Source organism: Terrimonas ferruginea DSM 30193 (assembly GCF_000425585.1).
In the GTDB taxonomy this organism is placed as follows: Bacteria; Bacteroidota; Bacteroidia; order Chitinophagales; family Chitinophagaceae; genus Terrimonas; species Terrimonas ferruginea.
Genome location: NZ_AUDS01000022.1, coordinates 74676 through 91732 on the forward strand (window position 1 = coordinate 74676; position 17057 = coordinate 91732).

Below are 17057 nucleotides of genomic sequence, written 5' to 3' on the forward strand. Positions count from 1 at the left end.
GGTTAGAGGTAGAATAAACGGGTAAAAGGAAAAAAGTCGATGCGTTCAAGATCGGCGAAGATGATCGAAGCGCCACGGACGGCCGCTTCTTCCAGCATCAGCTCCATGGCTTTCTCCGCATTGCGGTTATCGAGGTGACTGAAAGGCTCGTCGAGCAGGAGGAAGTCGAATGGCTGCATCAGCGAGCGGATGATGGCTATGCGTTGTTGCTCTCCGTAGGAGCAGGTGCGGCCCAATGATGCGAGTTTACTGCCCACACCGAGGCGTTCTGCCATCTGGCGCACTTTGTCTTCGTTGTGATAGGGATTCAACTGCCGTTTGATTTCCAGGTTTTCCATCACGGTTTGTTCAGGTAACAGGCGCATGTCCTGGAATACAATGCTCACTTGCGAACTTCTGAAACCGCTCAGGGTTTCGGGGTCGATCGTTTGCAAAGATTGCTGATCATACAGAATATCTCCGGTATACTCCCTGCGTATGCCGTAAAGGAAATGCATCAGCGATGTTTTTCCGCTGCCGGATGGCGCAATGATTTTGGTGAGTTCTCCTTTTTGAAAAACAATTTCCTTTCCCCATATCTCGGAACGTTTTTTCCGTTCCTCTTCAAAATAGACGGGCAATAGATCCCGGATTGTCAACTGCATAATTAAAAGTATAAAAAAAGCCGCAGCACTTTTCAGTGGTTGCGGCTTTTTTGTATGATAAGTTTTTATTACTTCTTTTTCGCAGGCTCTTCCGTCAATGGTTTCATGGGTGCCGGCGGTGGAGGCGGAGGAATGGTATCGAGACCATCATATTGGATGTCTTCGTCCACTACTGATTTTTCCGGTACCATTTGTACTGCGTAGTCATGCAGTTGCTTCAGGCTGTTCACCTGCTTGTTGACCAGGTTTACTTCAAAATCTGTACTGTAACGGCCATCTTTCAGATCGGAAAGGATCCATAAATTTTCCCAGGTATTCATGCTCAGGTCATAGATCTTTTGTCTCTCAGGATTGTCATTGATATCCTGCTTCATCGTAAAGGTCATCATCTGGCGGATATCAGCGTACAAAGCAAACTGGTGGCCATTGAAGCGGTCGCCATAAGCGGGTTTGGATGAGCTGGCACGGAAAGTAGCCACGTCCGCATCGCTGTTGCTGATAAGCAGCCAGTCTTTGTCGTTGATCACTTTAATGGAAGGCGGTATTTCTTTGAGGAATTTATCTTCCAGTGTGGTATACACTTGTGTATAAGCCTTCTGATCACCGATGGCAATGCCAAACAGGTAGCTCGGGTCATTTTTTTCATACACATACATATCGTTGGAGCCGGTGCCGGGACCAAAACGCAGGGTGTCTTTTTTGCTTTCGAAACCAGACAAAGCAAACACCATTTCGCCTTTGAAAGCTTTGGTAATGGTTTCAACGCTCAGATTATACTGGGTAAGGAAAAGATTAGCCGTGCCATCGAGTCCGAGTAATTTAAACATATCGTTGATTGCCGGCAGCGGAGCTACCATAGCACCCACAACAGGCGCATTGGCAGGCAGGCGGTTAGTGAGGGACGCGTTGATCGCTCCGTTCTCGTATTTCTTCAGGATATTTTGCAGCTCTTTGCTGTTGTATTGATCCATGTGCGCCGTGATCTTGCCATTTTCAAACTTCACGGTACCCGTGGTAACGTTGTCTTTCATCAGACGGTCCAGTTTGAGAGAGCTCATCATGGCATCGTCGGAATAGGAGTTGGTGTATTCAGAGGCAATCCAGAAATGAATGTCTCCTTCGGACTTGATCAGTTTGGTAAAACGTGAATCGGAGTCCAGCAATTTGCTGCCGCTGAGGTTGTAGGTGTTCTTGATAAACAGAAGCAGGCTGTCTGAACCGAAACTTTCTGAACGCGAGTAGCCGCTGCCGCTGAAAGTGCCGGCAGGTGCATTACCCAGCAACACAAATCTTTTGTCGGTCCAGGAAAGAATCGCATCGTCTTCAAGAATGGTATAGCTGAAGCCGTCGCCTTTGGCGATGGTCAGTTTTTTCTCTTTTACCTCACCGAGTGTTTTTTCCAATGCTTTGGTGTCGGCCAGTTTTCCCTGGATCACGATATAACCACCCTGTCCCTGCTTTTTGGCAAACATTACGAACGGGGATTTTGTATCAACACCGGAAGAAGAAGGATCATTAAGCAAACGTTTGCCCAGTGAATCGGAGGTCTGGCTGGTCATTCTTTCGAAAAGTGCACTTTTCTTGATTTCTTCCCAGCTCAGTTTGGAAGAAATGGAGGGCGTATTGAAGTATACTACGTAGCCGGCATCTTTCGGAACCAGCAGGTCCGTTTTGCCGGACTTGCTGCAGGATGCCGCAACAAACACGATTGCCAGTAAGGCGAACAGGAGTTTATGTCTCATTTTTGATTAGGTTTCAGAGGTCAAATAAACGAAAACTTGGCAAGATCGCCGAATGGAACAGGGCTTTGCTGGCCGCTTCTCAGATCTTTTACCTGAGCGGTAGCGCTGTCTAGCTCCTTATCGCCGATGATGATGATGTACGGTATCTGTTTTTTCTCGGCGTATTTGAATTGTTTATCAAATTTCGTGGTTTCGTGGTAGAGTTCACTTTTCACACCGTTGGCGCGTAGCTCCTGCATGAGCGTCCAGGCCTGGCGGCTTTCATTTTCCCCTAAATTAAAAAACAGCACCTGGGTGCCGGTATGTACATCGTCCGGGAACAGTTTCAATTCTTCCATCACATCATAAATACGGTCTACCCCGAAGGAGATGCCCACGCCCGGAATATTCGGTACGCCAAACAGGCCGGTGAGGTCATCATAGCGGCCGCCACCGCCGATGCTGCCCATTTGGGCATCGCGGGCTTTTACTTCAAGAATACAACCGGTATAATAGTTCAGTCCGCGCGCCAGCGTAGGATCGATCACGAGGCGGCAGGGAGCTGCGGGGTTGGCCTGAGACACCACTCTTTCGAGTTCGCCGATACCTTCTGCACCGCCGGGGATATCGCCAAGCAGGTTGCGGAGCTGTGCGAGTTGTTCGGGGTTATCACCACCGATGCGCAGATAGCCCGCGATAATAGTTATTTGTTCATCGTTGATGCCGCGTTGTTTCAATTCTTCTTTCACCTGGTCGAGTCCGATCTTGTCGAGTTTGTCGATAGCCGTAGTGATAGCGGTCAGCAATTCAGGTGCGCCGCAACGTTCGGCCAGTGCGGCCAGCACTTTGCGGTTGTTGATCTTGATATCGACGCCGAGTTTGAGACGGGTGAATACATCGGCGTATAACTGTACGAGTTCTATTTCGTTGAGCAGGGATTTACTTCCGACCACGTCGGCATCGCACTGGTAGAATTCGCGGTAGCGCCCTTTGGCCGGGCGGTCGGCTCTCCATACGGGTTGTATCTGGTAACGTTTAAAAGGGAAACTCAGTTGCCCGTGGTTCATGGCCACATAACGTGCAAAGGGAATAGTGAGATCATATTTGAGGGCGCGCTGCGTAAGGTCTTTGTCGTTTTTTCCGTTCAATACATTTTCAAAGGCGACGCGTGCTTTGGCAGCATGATTGGGATCGGTAAGCCCGTTGTTGAGTACGCGGAAGATCAGCTTGTCGCCTTCTTCACCGTATTTACCCATGAGGGTTTCAAGGTTTTCCATCGCCGGTGTTTCGAGTGGCTGGAAACCGTATAATTCAAAAACTTCGCGGATGGTCCGGAAGATATAATTGCGTTTGCGTACAACGTCGGGGCCGAAATCGCGGGTACCCTGCGGTATGGAGGCGGCTACTTTTGCCATGTGATATGCAGTGGGTTAAGTCGTTTAAAAAATCAGGAACCGGCAGGCATTTTAACACCGTATTTTGCAATGATGGCATCGCATGCCTCGCTGATCTGTTGAAATACATCGTGATACCCGGGTTCTTCTCCGTACCAGGGATCAGGTACGTCGAGGTTTTTACCCGGAAACGCTTCGTTCATCAGCAGTGTTACTTTCGAAGGATCATATTTATTACCTGCGATACGACGGATCTCGTGGAGTACATCTTCTGCCAGTGCATAAATTTTGTCGTAACGGTCAAAATCGGCTGCGGTGAAATTGCGTGCCCGCTGATCGCAAATATTGATGCCGTTGATTTTGGCAACTTTTTGTGAAAGCCGGTGGGGGGCTTCGCCGGTATGATAACCGTTGGTACCGGCGCTTTCCACGGTCCATTCGAGACCGGCAGCTCTGGCTTTATGTTGTAAAATGCCTTCTGCCAGCGGGCTACGGCAGATATTTCCCAGGCATACCATTAAAAATTTCATCCGGCAAAGGTAGCGAATATCCGCCTGAAAGCCAGTTGCGCGCGGGTTTCTGCGGGTTATGGAATTAGCTGCTCACTGCATCTTATGAATGGCTGCGAAAGAACCTGCAAAAAATGATACTGAGCAAAAAAAAGCATGCAGATGTGTATAATCTGACATATTTGCAGGGATATAGTAAAAAAAAATTAATAATTTTCCACCTTCGGGTGTTACCTGATATGATAGAAGAATTTGAGCATAAAGTACGTCGCCGGGAATCATCATTCCGTTCTTTACGAGACTACGGGATGGGGATAATCTGGATAATACTGGGCCTGGCGTTTGTATTCCGCAAACAGCTTGGTGTGGGAGTAGACAGATATCCGCCTGATTACACGGATATCATACTCGGTGTGTTATTTATGTTATACGGATCGTGGAGAGTGTATCGCGGATATAAAAAAAAATATTTCAGGTGAACCAAGGGTTAAGGAGTTTATACGCCGCCATCCTGCTGAGCATTTGGGTTTTCACAGGATGTGGGTCTGATGGTAAAAAACAGGGCGAACCAGCCGATACACCAGTCAGTGGTACTATTCACATTAATGTGGATGAATCGTTCAAGCCGATTGTGAGCGAACTGATTAAGGTGTACGAATCCAACCAGCCGGACACACACATCATTCCCCATTATATGCCCGAATCGGACTGTATTGCCGGCTTATGGCCAGACAGTATCAGGATGATCATTACAACAAAGGCATTAAGCGAAGGCGAGCGCAATTTTATCTCCGATTCCATTAAGGTAGGCACCAGGCAAACGGCTGTGGCGAGAGATGCGGTAGCAGTGATTGTCAACCCTGCATCGCCGGATTCCGTATTTACCATGCAGGACATCCGCGAGATATTGGAAGGACGTTTTAAGAAAAATTTAATACCCGTATTTGACGGGGTGAAGGCAACCGGAACGGTACGATTTATCGTCGATTCAGTACTACGTGGAGGAAAGCTGACACCCCAGGCTGTAGCCGCAAGGTCGAGCGATTCGGTACTCAACTACGTAGCCGCAGTACCGGGAGCAGTAGGATTTATCGGCGTAAGCTGGATCGGCAACCCGGACGATGAGGAACAAAAAAGTTTTTTGAAAAAAGTTAAAATTGCCTGGATAGAAAGCAGCTATACGCAAGGCAAATATATTTTACCGGTACAGGCAAATATTTATACCAAACAGTACCCTATGGTACGTGATTTGGTATACCTGCTGAAAGAAAAACATTCGGGACTGGGAAGAGGCTTTGCCAATTTTATGGAAGGAGAGATCGGACAGTTGATTTTCAGAAGAGCTTACCTGGCACCGTTGTTAAGAGATTTCAGTATGAGAGCGATCCGGTTGAATGAATCGCCTCAATAAGACAGCGCTATATTTACAAATCATAAAAGAGAACCGTAATGAACAAGATGAAGATCACGCTTAGTTTTTTAACCGCCGGCCTCCTGGCTGTTATGAGCGTAAACGCTCAGTCGCTCCAGGACGGGGTTAAAGATCTGTATGCGGAAAGGACGCAAAGTGCGAAAGCGATTTTTGAAAAATTATTGGCCTCCAATCCCAACAATAATGAAGCTACCTATTGGCTGGGACAAACCTATCTGGCCAATGATGATGTAGAAGGCGCCAAAGCCGTATATGACAAAGGCCTTACAGCCAGCAATAATGCTCCGCTTATTGTTGTCGGTCGTGGTCAGGTAGACCTCGAAGAAAATAAAATTGCCGAAGCGCGTCAGCGTTTTGAAGCAGCCATCACCGCCAGTCGTGGTAAAAAGGGAGATGATCCCCAAGTACTCAATGCCGTAGGCCGCGCTATCACCAACGTATACGACGAGAAAGAAAAGAAAGGTGATATCAACTTCGCTATTGAAAAACTGGAAGCCGCTGCCCAGGAAAAAACAAAAGACAAATGGCTGCAGGCCGATATCTACACCAACCTTGGTAATGCACTGCGTAAGGCAAAACCAGGTGAAAACGGTGGTAAAGCTTTCGAAAACTACCAGAAAGCCAACCAGGCCGATCCCAGCTATGCTTATGCATATCTCCGTACAGCCCAACTGTTCGAGTCGCAAAAAAACTGGGATCTGTTCGAACAGAACCTGAACAAAGCCATTGAAGCCGATGCTAAATATGCACCCGCTTACTACCAGCTTTCTTATTATAAAATGGGCCGTCTTGACCTCGCTGCTGCAAAAGCTTTTGCGCAGAAATACAAAGAGAACTCTGACAACGATCCCCAGAACTCCTACCTGGAGTACAGTATCGACTGGGCTGCCAAAAACTTCGACCAGGCCATCGCCGGTGCTAAAAGCATCATTGCGCAAACTGGCGGTAAGGCTAAACCACGTGTATACAAACTGATCGCCGATGCCTACGTGCAGAAAAAAGACACAGCTGCGGCCCGGGAGTATGTAGACGAATACTTCAAACGCGCAAGACCCGACGAGATCACTGCACTCGACTACAAGCTGAAAGCAGATGTTTATTCAGCCATTCCCGGCCAGGAGCAGGCATTATATGCCATCTACATGGAGGGTGTAAACGCCGATACGTCAATCGATAATAAAGTACGCCTGCTGGACCAGGGTGCCGAGTTCTTCAAGAACAAAGGTCTCCGCGAACTGGAAGGTGATATCACCGCAGAATTGCTGAAAGTAAAACCCAAGCCTACCATCAACGATTGGTTTGATGCAGGACGTGCTTATTACTTCGGTAAGGCTTATACTAAATCTTACGACATTTTCAGCCAGTTTGTAAAAATCTACCCGGACTCTATCTACGGATATGAATGGAAGCTGAACAACGCCAAACTGATCGATACGGTGAAAAAAGACAGCATTGCCGTTCCCGACGCGGTGGCCCTGCTGGAATTCAGCAAGCGCGACAGTGTGCGCTATGCACCACAGATCAGCAGCGCGGCTTACTACCTGGTAACTTACTATGCCGCTAAAAACGAGCGTGACAAAGTGATCGAATACCTGGAAGTAATGAAGTCAGCAACAACTAACCCTGATCAGATCAAGCAGATCCAGTCAAATATCGATGCACTGACCAAACAGCCCGCCCAACAACCGGCCACAAGACCGAGGGGAGGCACGTCGGCAGCAGGTTCTAAATGACAATAAACTGCGCTTAAAAGAATACAAGGCCCGCGATTATATCGCGGGCCTATTTGTTTGTCAGAAAAATGTCGGTTAATTGATGTTGCTACCTTATTTTTGCGCCTAGAGTAAAATTTACTAATGATCCATTTACTCCAGGCCAATATATCCACTTCAGCGCCCAGCTCCTATCTGCCTATCGGATTACAGATAGCATTTGCTGCGGGCTTGGTCGCACTGCTAATGGTGCTGACCCACCTTCTCGGGCCCAGAAGGAAAACTTCAGACAAACTTCAAAACTTTACGAGTGGTATCGAGTCCCATGGCGACGCACGTCAGCCCATGGCGATCAAATACTTCCTCACAGCGATCCTGTTTGTCCTCTTTGATGTGGAAGTGATCTTTTTCTACCCCTACGCCGTCAATTTCAAGGAGTTGGGCTGGGCAGGTTTCGGAGCAGTGCTGATGTTTGTCGGCTTCTTCCTGTGCGGCTTCATATATATCATCAAGAAAGGAGCCCTTAAATGGGAAGATTGAGCCAGAACCCTTGATTTTACTGGGTTTTGGAGGAACTTTACCGGCCGGGATTTTGTTATAGTAACAACAACACTTCCCCCGGGAAGTACAAAATATATTTTTTATGAGTCGTCCCGTATCATTCAATATCAAACAGAAACCGCTGGTAGACGATATCAGCATGGCGGAAATGCCTGCCGGTCATCAGGGTGAAGGTTTTTTTGCCACCACACTTGACAGTGTAATCGGTCTGGCAAGAAAAAATTCCATCTGGCCTTTGCCATTTGCCACTTCCTGCTGCGGTATCGAATTCATGGCTACCATGGGAGCACACTACGACCTCGCGCGTTTCGGCAGCGAGCGGGTGGGCTTTTCTCCGCGCCAGTGCGATCTGCTGATGGTAATGGGTACCATTGCCAAAAAAATGGGACCTGTGGTTAAACAGGTATACCTGCAGATGGCAGAACCCCGCTGGGTAATGGCAGTTGGCGCCTGCGCCAGCAGCGGGGGCGTATTTGATACATACAGTGTACTGCAGGGAATCGACCAGGTTGTACCTGTAGACGTGTACGTGCCCGGATGTCCTCCGCGCCCCGAAGCCATCCTGGATGGTGTGATCCGTCTTCAGGACCTTATCGGCCGCGAAAAACTCCGCCGCCGCAACAGTGATCAGTATAAAGCCCTGCTGGAAAGCTACGGCATTCAATAAACGAATTTGAACTCCGGGACAGTGGGCACCTCACATTTCCCGGACAATCCCTTTTCCCAAATCTGACATGGCACTGACCAACGAACAAATACAGGAAAAATTAACCGCAAAATTCGGCGACCAGGTTGCAGGCTTTGATGAGTCCTGGGGCATGCTGAGTTTTGAAGCACCCAAAGAACTCAACCTGAAGGTGCTTAATTTTTTATACGACGAACCAGAATTGAAGTTCCGTTTCCTCACCGACCTCTGCGGCGTACATGATCCGGAAAAAAAGGGAAAGGAACTGGCCGTCGTTTATCATCTGCACAACCTCGAAGACAATGTCCGTCTTCGTTTCCGTGTATTTACCAGCATCCATCAACCCGATATATATACCGCTACCGGCCTGTTTTCCTCCGCCAACTGGATGGAAAGGGAAACCTATGATTTCTACGGGGTAAACTTTGTAGGACATCCTAACCTGAAGCGTATCCTTAACGTGGACGAAATGGAGTACTTCCCGATGCGCAAAGAGTTTCCGCTGGAAGATCAGAGCCGTATCGATAAAGACGATGAGATGTTTGGCCGCGGCGGCACACTTGGTTTCGGTACCGAAAAGTCCGAATCAGGCACTGTTACCGAAGCAGAGAAGCATGACACGGGGGAGGAGATAATTTAATTTGAAAATTTGAGTATTTGAAGATTTGGTAATGTGGCCCGGGCCGCAGCCTCTTCAAAGTCTCAGATCTTCAAATGCAAAGAAAATCTGACGATAGGGAAATGCGGTTGACTTCAAAGCATTTTCAAATCCTCAAATTTTCAAATCATCAAATTAGCACTATGTCTGAACAGCATATAAAACTTCCGGAAGGAAGTATTGAAAAAACAACCACCACGCTCAATCTCGGGCCTACGCACCCTGCCACACACGGGGTGATGCAGAATATCCTTGAATTGGATGGAGAGCGGATTGTTTCTACTGAACAAACCATCGGTTATATCCACCGGGCTTTTGAAAAAATTGCCGAACGCCGGCCGCTGTACCAGATCACGCCGCTCACCGACCGTCTCAACTATTGCTCGGCTCCGCTGAACAATATGGGCTGGCATCTTACCTGCGAGAAACTGCTCGGCGTGTCCACTCCCAAACGTGTCGATTACCTCCGCGTGATCGTAATGGAACTGGCACGTATCTCCGATCACCTGATCTGTAATTCCATTGTGGGCGTAGATAGCGGCGCTTATACCGGGTTCCTTTACGTCATGCAGTACCGCGAACTGATCTATGAAATCTATGAAGAGATCTGCGGTTCACGTTTGACCACCAACATCGGCCGTATCGGTGGCTTCGAACGCAATTTCAACGATATCGCATTCCAAAAGATTGAAAAATTCCTCGACGAATATCCACGCGTATTGAAAGAGTTTGAAAACCTCTTTACACGCAACCGTATTTTCATGGACCGCCTCATCGGTGCAGGTCCTATCAGCGCTGAAAGAGCACTGAACTATGGGTTCACCGGGCCTAACCTGCGCGCCGCAGGTGTGGATTACGATGTACGCATCAGCAATCCCTATTCCAGCTACCAGGATTTTGATTTTTCCGTACCCGTTGGTACTACCGGCGACTGTTACGACCGTTTCCTGGTGCGCAATGAAGAAATGTGGCAAAGCCTGAGCATCATCCGCCAGGCCATGCAAAAATTGACGGAGTTCAAAGGAGCAGAGGCGGATGTATACCACGCCGATGTACCGGAATATTATCTTCCGAAAAAAGAAGACGTATACACCAAGATGGAAGCGCTCATCTGGCACTTCAAAATCATCATGGGAGAGATCGATATGCCGAAAGGCGAGGTTTACCATTCAATCGAAGCAGCCAACGGCGAGCTGGGTTATTACATGATCAGCGATGGAGGACGTGCCCCGGCGCGTCTGCATTTCCGCCGGCCCTGTTTCATTTACTACCAGGCTTACGAAGAACTGACCAAAGGCTCTATGTTGAGTGATGCCATCATCGTGATGTCTTCCCTCAACCTGATCGCCGGTGAGATGGATGCCTAAAAATAAAAAGTCAAAAGTGAAAATTAAAAAATTCACGACAGTTGAATAATTGCAGCCTCCGGGATTTTTTAAATTTTGACTTTTAAATTTTGAATTTGACATGATAAAGTTTTCAGAAGAAAAACTACAAGAAGTCTCCAACATCATTGCCCGCTATCCGCAGGGCAGGCAGAAGAGTGCGCTGTTGCCGGTATTACACCTGGCACAACAGGAGTTCGGAGGCTGGTTGGATGTACCTGTTATGGATTACGTGGCTTCCTTGCTGCAACTCGAGCCTATCGAGGTGTATGAAGTGGCTACCTTCTACAGCATGTACAACCTCAAGCACGTTGGGCGATACATGTTTGAAGTATGCCAGACCGGTCCTTGTATGCTGCGTGGCAGCGATGACATAGTGAAATATATTTACGATAAACTCGGGATCAAACCCGGCGAAACCACATCCGACGGGATGTTCACCCTGAAAACGGTTGAATGCCTCGGCGCCTGTGGTTATGCGCCCATGATGCAACTCGGAAAACATTTCCGTGAGCACCTGACACCCGAAAAAGTTGACAGCATTATCGAAGAGTGCCGCCAGCATGCAGCTTCAGCCAACTGAGGATGCAACGCCCGTTCTTTATCATATTGATTGCGCTGTTGCCTTTGTACGCTTTTGCACAAAAGGATACAACGGTTATTAAAAATGCCATGCTCCGGCTGGATCAGGCATTGCTCAACCGCGACAGTGTTGCCTTGGCACAACTGCTGCATCCGCAACTGACCTATGGACATTCGAATGGTTGGGTGCAAAGCAGGGAAGAAGTCTGGACAGATGGAGTTACCGGAAAACTGCGGTATAAGACTATCCGCCCCGAAGCCGCTGCAACATTTGCAGCAACGGAAACGACGATCATTACGCGGCAACTGATTTATGTGGAAGGAATGGTAAGTGATAAACAGTTTGCGATGCAGTTGCAGGTATTGCAGACCTGGATAAAAACAAAAAACGGCTGGCAGTTGCTGGCCAGGCAGAGTGTAAAAACTGCCAATAACGAACCAATAAAATAGCCCGGTTTAATAAACCGGTACGATATAAGTACTATGGGACGAAAATTATTACTGGAAAAAGATAAAGTAGAAGGCATCCGCTACTTTGACGTGTATCGCCGCGAAGGTGGTTACCGCAGCGTGGAGAAGGCTTTGAAGAGCATGAGCCCCGACGGTATTACCGAAGAGGTGAAGAAGAGCGGCCTTCGTGGACGTGGCGGTGCAGGTTTCCCTACCGGTATGAAATGGAGCTTTCTCGCCAAACCCGAAGGAGTGCCCCGTTATCTCGTGGTCAATGCCGACGAGTCCGAACCCGGTACTTTCAAGGACCGCTACCTGATGGAATTCATTCCGCACCTGCTGATCGAAGGAATGATCGTTTCCTCCTATGCGCTAGGTTCCAATACTTCTTTTATTTATATCCGTGGCGAATACGCCTGGATCGTGGATATTCTCGAGCAGGCAATCGCCGAAGCCCGCAACAATGGATTTTTGGGTAAAAATATTCTCGGTTCCGGTTTCGACTGCGAAATCTATGTGCAGCGCGGTGCCGGTGCTTATATCTGTGGTGAAGAAACAGCCCTGATCGAATCATTGGAAGGTAAGCGTGGTAATCCGCGTATCAAACCTCCTTTCCCCGCCGTAAAAGGTTTGTGGGGTTGTCCTACGGTGGTAAACAACGTGGAAACGATCGCTGCCGTAGTGCCGATCATCAATGAAGGCGGTGAAGAATATGCAAAGATCGGTGTCGGTAAATCTACCGGTACCAAACTGATCTCTGCCTGTGGTAATCTCAACAAGCCCGGGGTGTATGAGATCGACATGACCATCTCTGTGGAAGAATTTATTTTCAGCGATGAATATTGCGGTGGTATTCCCAACGGAAAAAGGCTGAAAGCCTGTATTCCCGGAGGATCTTCCGTTCCCATTCTGCCGGCCAACCTGTTGTTGAAAACAGCGAAAGGTGAGTCGCGCATCATGAACTACGAGAGTTTATCTGACGGTGGTTTTGCTACCGGTTCGATGATGGGGTCAGGTGGTTTTATTGTATTTGACGAAGATCAGTGCGTAGTGAAACATACTTATACGCTTGCCCGCTTCTATCGTCATGAAAGCTGTGGTCAATGTTCGCCCTGCCGTGAAGGCACCGGCTGGATGGAAAAGTTGTTGCTGCGCCTGGAAAATGGTCAGGGTAAAATGAGTGATATCGATCTGCTCTGGGATATCCAGCGCAAGATCGAAGGTAATACGATTTGTCCGCTGGGTGATGCGGCTGCATGGCCGGTTGCGGCAGCGATCCGTCACTTCCGTGATGAATTTGAATGGCATGTCCTGAATCCGGAAGAAGCGACAAAACGCAACTTTGGATTGGCGCATTATGCGGACGAACTCGCCGTACCGGCGAGTTAAGTCAAAATTCAAAAGTCAAAATTCAAAAGGCTTTTGAAAGGAGGAAAAAGGCATAGTTCGGGAGTGAAAAGATCAAGGTTAAGAGCGTCGTGTTGAGTAGTATTGCACTTTTAACTTTGAATTTTGACTTTTGAATTCAGCAAAGCCTTACAATATTTCAGAACGGTGTTATTGTTTTTCGAAAGAAGTAGTTCTTTTTATACAAGGAGTTTCGCAGGAAAAGATGTTCCGGTCTTTGTTTGAGCAGTTATTACGCAGTGCTACTTCGGTAGCGGCTAATGTTGCAGAAGGAAGGGCTGGTGTATCAAGGAAGGATTGGCTGAATTATTTGGCTATTGCATTAAAGTCAGCCAATGAAACAAGGTATTGGTTGAGATTAATCAATGATACAATTAGCTTAAATAAAGACGCGCTCGCAAGCTTATCCAACGAGGCAGATGAGTTGTCAAAAATTTTAGCAGCTATTTTGGTGAAAGCGAAACGAAATAACGAGTAGATATTTAAGCGTCTTAAAAGAAGTGTATTCTTTTTGACTTTTGACTTTTGAATTTTGAATTAATATGTCTGAAGTAAAAATATTCAAAGTAACCATCGACAACATTACCGTCGAGGTGCCGGCAGGAACAACCATCCTGCAGGCGGCCCGCCAGGTTGGTGGTGAAGTGGCTCCCCCGGCTATGTGTTATTACACTCCCCTCGAAGGCAGTGGTGGCAAATGCCGTACCTGTCTCGTGGAAGTAGCCGCCGGCTCTACTGCGGATCCGCGCCCAATGCCCAAACTGGTTGCCAGCTGCCGTACCACCGTGATGGACGGTATGGTAGTGAAAAATATCACCAGTGACCGCGTCCGCGACGCCCGCGCCGGCGTAGTGGAATTCCTGCTGCTCAACCATCCGCTGGATTGCCCCGTGTGCGATCAGGCGGGCGAATGTCACCTGCAGGATCTCAGCTACGAACACGGTGGCGAAGGCACACGCTACGAATTCAAACGTCGCACGTTTGAAAAACATAACCTGGGTCCTTACATCCAGTTGCACATGACACGTTGCATTCTCTGCTACCGCTGCGTTTTCACTGCGGATCAGTTGACACAAAAACGTGTACATGGTGTACTCGACCGCGGCGACCACGCCGAGATCGCCACTTATATCGAGAAATCACTCGACAACGATTTTATCGGCAACGTAATCGACGTATGCCCGGTAGGCGCACTCACCGATAAAACTTTCCGTTTCAAAAACCGTGTATGGTTTACCAAACCCGTAGATGCACACCGCGATTGCGACAAGTGCTGCGGTAAAGTAACACTCTGGCAGCGCGGCGACGAAGTACTCCGCGTAACGGCACGCAAAGACCAGTGGGGTGAGATCATGAACACTGAAGAAGGCAAAACCGGCTGGATTTGCAATGAATGCCGCTTCGAGAAAAAACAAACCAGCGACTGGACCATTGAAGGCGCTACACGTATAGCACGCCATTCGGTCATCTCCGCCAACCACTATGTGGATGCGGAAAAGCCGAAAGAATTTATCAACGATGTAATGGGAGGCCGCTCACCCAAACTGCTCATGGATATCCATGATGTGAGTGATGTGAACGATCCGTCTGTTGATCTCAGCAAAATCGATGGACCCGCTACCGGTGAAACCTTTAACAAAACGAACCCGAAATAACGACAACACATGTATTTACTGGCAATAGATCCGATCTGGTGGCTGATTATTGAAAAGCTCGTGCTCATCGCTTTTGTGATCACCGTTTCCATGGTGGTGGCCATGTATGCCACTTACGGAGAGCGGAAAGTAGCGGCCTTCATGCAGGACCGTATCGGTCCCAACCGCGCGGGTATCTTCGGTATTTTTCAGCCTTTTGCCGATGCCGGAAAACTGTTTTTCAAAGAAGAGATTATTCCGGTATCATCATCGCGTTTTCTTTTCATTCTCGGGCCGGCGCTTGCAATGATTACCGCTTTGCTGACCAGCGCCGTTATTCCCTGGTCGGTACCGCTCGACATCAACGGTCGCAGTGTGCCCCTGCAGATCGCGGACGTGGACGTAGGAATTCTTTTTGTATTCGGCGTGGTAAGTATTGGCGTATACGGTATCATGATTGGTGGATGGGCGAGTAACAACAAGTTCTCCCTGATCGCGGCCGTGCGCGGTGCTTCGCAAATGGTTTCTTACGAACTGCCGATGGGACTTGCTTTGCTCGGGGTATTGCTGTTTGCCGGTGACCTGCGCATGAGCAGCATCGTACAAACACAGGTGGAACACGGATGGAATGTGATCTATCAGCCACTCGGCTTTATCATTTTCTTCATCTGCGCACTCGCAGAATGTAACCGTACACCGTTTGACCTTCCGGAAGCAGAGAACGAATTGAACTTCGGTTACCACCAGGAGTACTCTTCCATGAAATTGGGATTCTATCTGTTTGCCGAATACATCAACATGTTCATCAGTGGTGCGGTAATGGCCGTGCTGTTCTTCGGCGGCTATGATATTCCGTTTGTCAACGAAGCGGCATGGGGATTAGGGCAGAACACGATGGCCATCATCGGCTTTGCCGTGATGATGTCGAAAGCCCTGTTCTTTGTATTCGTATTTATGTGGATCCGCTGGACCATCCCGCGCTTCCGTTATGATCAGTTGATGACATTGGGTTGGAAAAAACTGGTGCCGCTGGCTTTGGTGAACCTGATCATCTCTGCGGCAGTAGTATTGTGGCTGAAGAAATAAGAAGGAGATTAAACGATAGTACCGGACGTTCAGCGTTCTGCTTCGTCTCCTGATAAAATATATATTTGCGAAAATTAAAATAACCGCATTACGCGGAGAAAGATATGCAACTAACAAACAGAGCTAAACCAGTTGACCGCAGGCCGATGAATGCCATCGAACGCCTGTATCTCTGGAATATTCTGAAAGGGATGATGATCACGATCCGTCACTTCTTCAAGAAGAAGGCGACTATTCAGTATCCCGAGCAGAAACGTCCGTTTTCACAGGTATTCCGTGGACTGCATATCCTGAACCGTGACGAGGAAGGACGTGAACGTTGTACCGCCTGTGGCCTTTGCGCAGTAGCTTGTCCGGCTGAAGCCATTACCATGGAAGCAGCAGAACGGGAGCCGGGAGAAGAGAACCTGTATCGCGAAGAAAAGTACGCCGCGCGTTACGAAATCAACATGCTGCGTTGCATCTTCTGCGGTTATTGCGAAGAAGCTTGTCCGAAAGATGCCATTTATTTGTCCCAGACATTTGCACCGGCCAACTACGGACGCAGCGGCTTTATTTACAAGAAACAGGATCTGCTGATCCCGAATCCGGTAGAAGATCCGGAAGGATTTAAAAAAGCGCAGGGAGAAATTGCCCGCAAATAACAACCAGCTACGAATAATCACGCATTGCGAATATTAGCGTAAAACGATGAACATTACACAAATACTCTTTTGGTTTCTCTCTGTGATCGCCATATTCAGCGCGCTGATGGTGATCACCAGTAAAAACCCGGTACACAGCGTGCTGTGGCTGATCGTCACCTTCTTTGCCATTTCCGGTCACTATATCGTGATGAATGCCCAGTTCCTGGCCATCGTCAACATCATCGTGTATGCCGGTGCCATCATGGTATTGTTCCTGCACGTGTTCATGCTGATCGATCTGCGGGCCAATACGGAGCCGCAGCAAAACCGCTGGATCAAGATCGCCGGTGGCATTGCCGGAGGCTCGCTGATGCTGGTAATGATCGCTGCGCTGCGCAATGTCGACATCAAAGCACAGGACGCTGGTATCAACACCAATAATATCGGATTGATCAAAAACCTGGGTCGTGAATTGTTCACCACCTACGTCATACCTTTTGAATTGAGCAGCGTACTGTTCCTGAGCGCAATGGTAGGTGCCGTAGTATTAGGTAAAAAGGACTAACGCTTA

The 17057-nt window shown here is 48.3% G+C and carries 19 protein-coding genes; 15 read left to right on the plus strand and 4 right to left on the minus strand.

All coding sequences use genetic code 11. The features are described from left to right. Window positions 1-2 precede the first annotated feature (2 nt). The 4 genes from H608_RS0109340 to H608_RS0109355 all read right to left on the minus strand — a co-directional run bounded on the left by H608_RS0109340 (window position 3) and on the right by H608_RS0109355 (window position 4289). Complete coding sequence (locus H608_RS0109340) at window positions 3-644, minus strand: ATP-binding cassette domain-containing protein (RefSeq protein ID WP_028787451.1); 642 nt, start codon at window positions 642-644, stop codon at window positions 3-5. A gap of 68 nt (window positions 645-712) precedes the next feature. Next, window positions 713-2386 (minus strand): DUF4836 family protein, encoded by a 1674-nt coding sequence (locus H608_RS0109345; protein WP_028787452.1) that lies wholly within the window; start codon window positions 2384-2386, stop codon window positions 713-715. A gap of 20 nt (window positions 2387-2406) precedes the next feature. After that, window positions 2407-3780 (minus strand): histidine--tRNA ligase, encoded by a 1374-nt coding sequence (gene hisS, locus H608_RS0109350; protein WP_028787453.1) that lies wholly within the window; start codon window positions 3778-3780, stop codon window positions 2407-2409. 32 nt (window positions 3781-3812) lie between these two features. Next, the gene (locus tag H608_RS0109355) at window positions 3813-4289 is read right to left on the minus strand and encodes a low molecular weight protein-tyrosine-phosphatase (protein ID WP_028787454.1); all 477 of its coding nucleotides are present in this window, start codon (window positions 4287-4289) and stop codon (window positions 3813-3815) included. A gap of 218 nt (window positions 4290-4507) precedes the next feature. Here H608_RS0109355 and H608_RS24355 point away from each other — a divergent pair, with 218 nt between their 5' ends. The 15 genes from H608_RS24355 (at window position 4508) to H608_RS0109430 (ending at window position 17051) form a co-directional block, all read left to right on the plus strand. After that, on the plus strand, window positions 4508-4747 hold the full coding sequence (locus tag H608_RS24355; RefSeq protein WP_071836942.1) for a hypothetical protein: 240 nt from the start codon (window positions 4508-4510) through the stop codon (window positions 4745-4747). Continuing rightward, a complete protein-coding gene (locus tag H608_RS0109365; RefSeq protein ID WP_038008000.1) occupies window positions 4744-5679 on the plus strand; it encodes a PstS family phosphate ABC transporter substrate-binding protein in 936 nt (311 codons plus the stop codon). Before H608_RS24355 ends, H608_RS0109365 begins: the two co-directional genes overlap by 4 nt. Before the next feature lie 38 nt (window positions 5680-5717). After that, on the plus strand, window positions 5718-7433 hold the full coding sequence (locus H608_RS0109370; RefSeq protein ID WP_028787457.1) for a tetratricopeptide repeat protein: 1716 nt from the start codon (window positions 5718-5720) through the stop codon (window positions 7431-7433). A gap of 123 nt (window positions 7434-7556) precedes the next feature. Further along, window positions 7557-7952 (plus strand): NADH-quinone oxidoreductase subunit A, encoded by a 396-nt coding sequence (locus H608_RS0109375; protein WP_051268166.1) that lies wholly within the window; start codon window positions 7557-7559, stop codon window positions 7950-7952. 103 nt (window positions 7953-8055) lie between these two features. Then, complete coding sequence (locus H608_RS0109380) at window positions 8056-8640, plus strand: NADH-quinone oxidoreductase subunit B (RefSeq protein ID WP_051268167.1); 585 nt, start codon at window positions 8056-8058, stop codon at window positions 8638-8640. 67 nt (window positions 8641-8707) lie between these two features. Continuing rightward, entirely contained in the window at window positions 8708-9298 is a 591-nt protein-coding gene (locus tag H608_RS0109385) for an NADH-quinone oxidoreductase subunit C (RefSeq protein WP_028787460.1), read from the plus strand. A gap of 161 nt (window positions 9299-9459) precedes the next feature. Then, window positions 9460-10683 carry an NADH-quinone oxidoreductase subunit D gene (locus H608_RS0109390; RefSeq protein WP_028787461.1) on the plus strand — a complete coding sequence of 408 codons (1224 nt, stop codon included), beginning with the start codon at window positions 9460-9462 and terminating at the stop codon, window positions 10681-10683. A 100-nt stretch (window positions 10684-10783) separates the two neighbouring features. Then, a complete protein-coding gene (locus H608_RS0109395) occupies window positions 10784-11284 on the plus strand; it encodes an NADH-quinone oxidoreductase subunit NuoE family protein (protein WP_028787462.1) in 501 nt (166 codons plus the stop codon). Window positions 11285-11286: 2 nt separating this feature from the next. Continuing rightward, a complete protein-coding gene (locus tag H608_RS23555) occupies window positions 11287-11733 on the plus strand; it encodes a nuclear transport factor 2 family protein (protein WP_081658845.1) in 447 nt (148 codons plus the stop codon). Window positions 11734-11766: 33 nt separating this feature from the next. Continuing rightward, on the plus strand, window positions 11767-13122 hold the full coding sequence (gene nuoF / locus H608_RS0109405) for an NADH-quinone oxidoreductase subunit NuoF (RefSeq protein ID WP_028787463.1): 1356 nt from the start codon (window positions 11767-11769) through the stop codon (window positions 13120-13122). Window positions 13123-13252: 130 nt separating this feature from the next. Continuing rightward, entirely contained in the window at window positions 13253-13618 is a 366-nt protein-coding gene (locus H608_RS0109410; protein WP_028787464.1) for a four helix bundle protein, read from the plus strand. Between the two features lie 64 nt (window positions 13619-13682). Then, window positions 13683-14795, plus strand: a complete 1113-nt coding sequence (locus H608_RS0109415; RefSeq protein ID WP_028787465.1) for an NADH-quinone oxidoreductase subunit G — start codon at window positions 13683-13685, stop codon at window positions 14793-14795. Between the two features lie 9 nt (window positions 14796-14804). Next, window positions 14805-15860, plus strand: a complete 1056-nt coding sequence (gene nuoH, locus H608_RS0109420) for an NADH-quinone oxidoreductase subunit NuoH (RefSeq protein ID WP_051268170.1) — start codon at window positions 14805-14807, stop codon at window positions 15858-15860. A 104-nt stretch (window positions 15861-15964) separates the two neighbouring features. Continuing rightward, a complete protein-coding gene (nuoI, locus tag H608_RS0109425; RefSeq protein WP_028787467.1) occupies window positions 15965-16504 on the plus strand; it encodes an NADH-quinone oxidoreductase subunit NuoI in 540 nt (179 codons plus the stop codon). Window positions 16505-16550: 46 nt separating this feature from the next. Further along, window positions 16551-17051: an NADH-quinone oxidoreductase subunit J family protein gene (locus H608_RS0109430; protein ID WP_028787468.1), complete on the plus strand. Its 501-nt coding sequence runs from the start codon at window positions 16551-16553 to the stop codon at window positions 17049-17051. The last annotated feature ends 6 nt before the right edge of the window (window positions 17052-17057 follow it).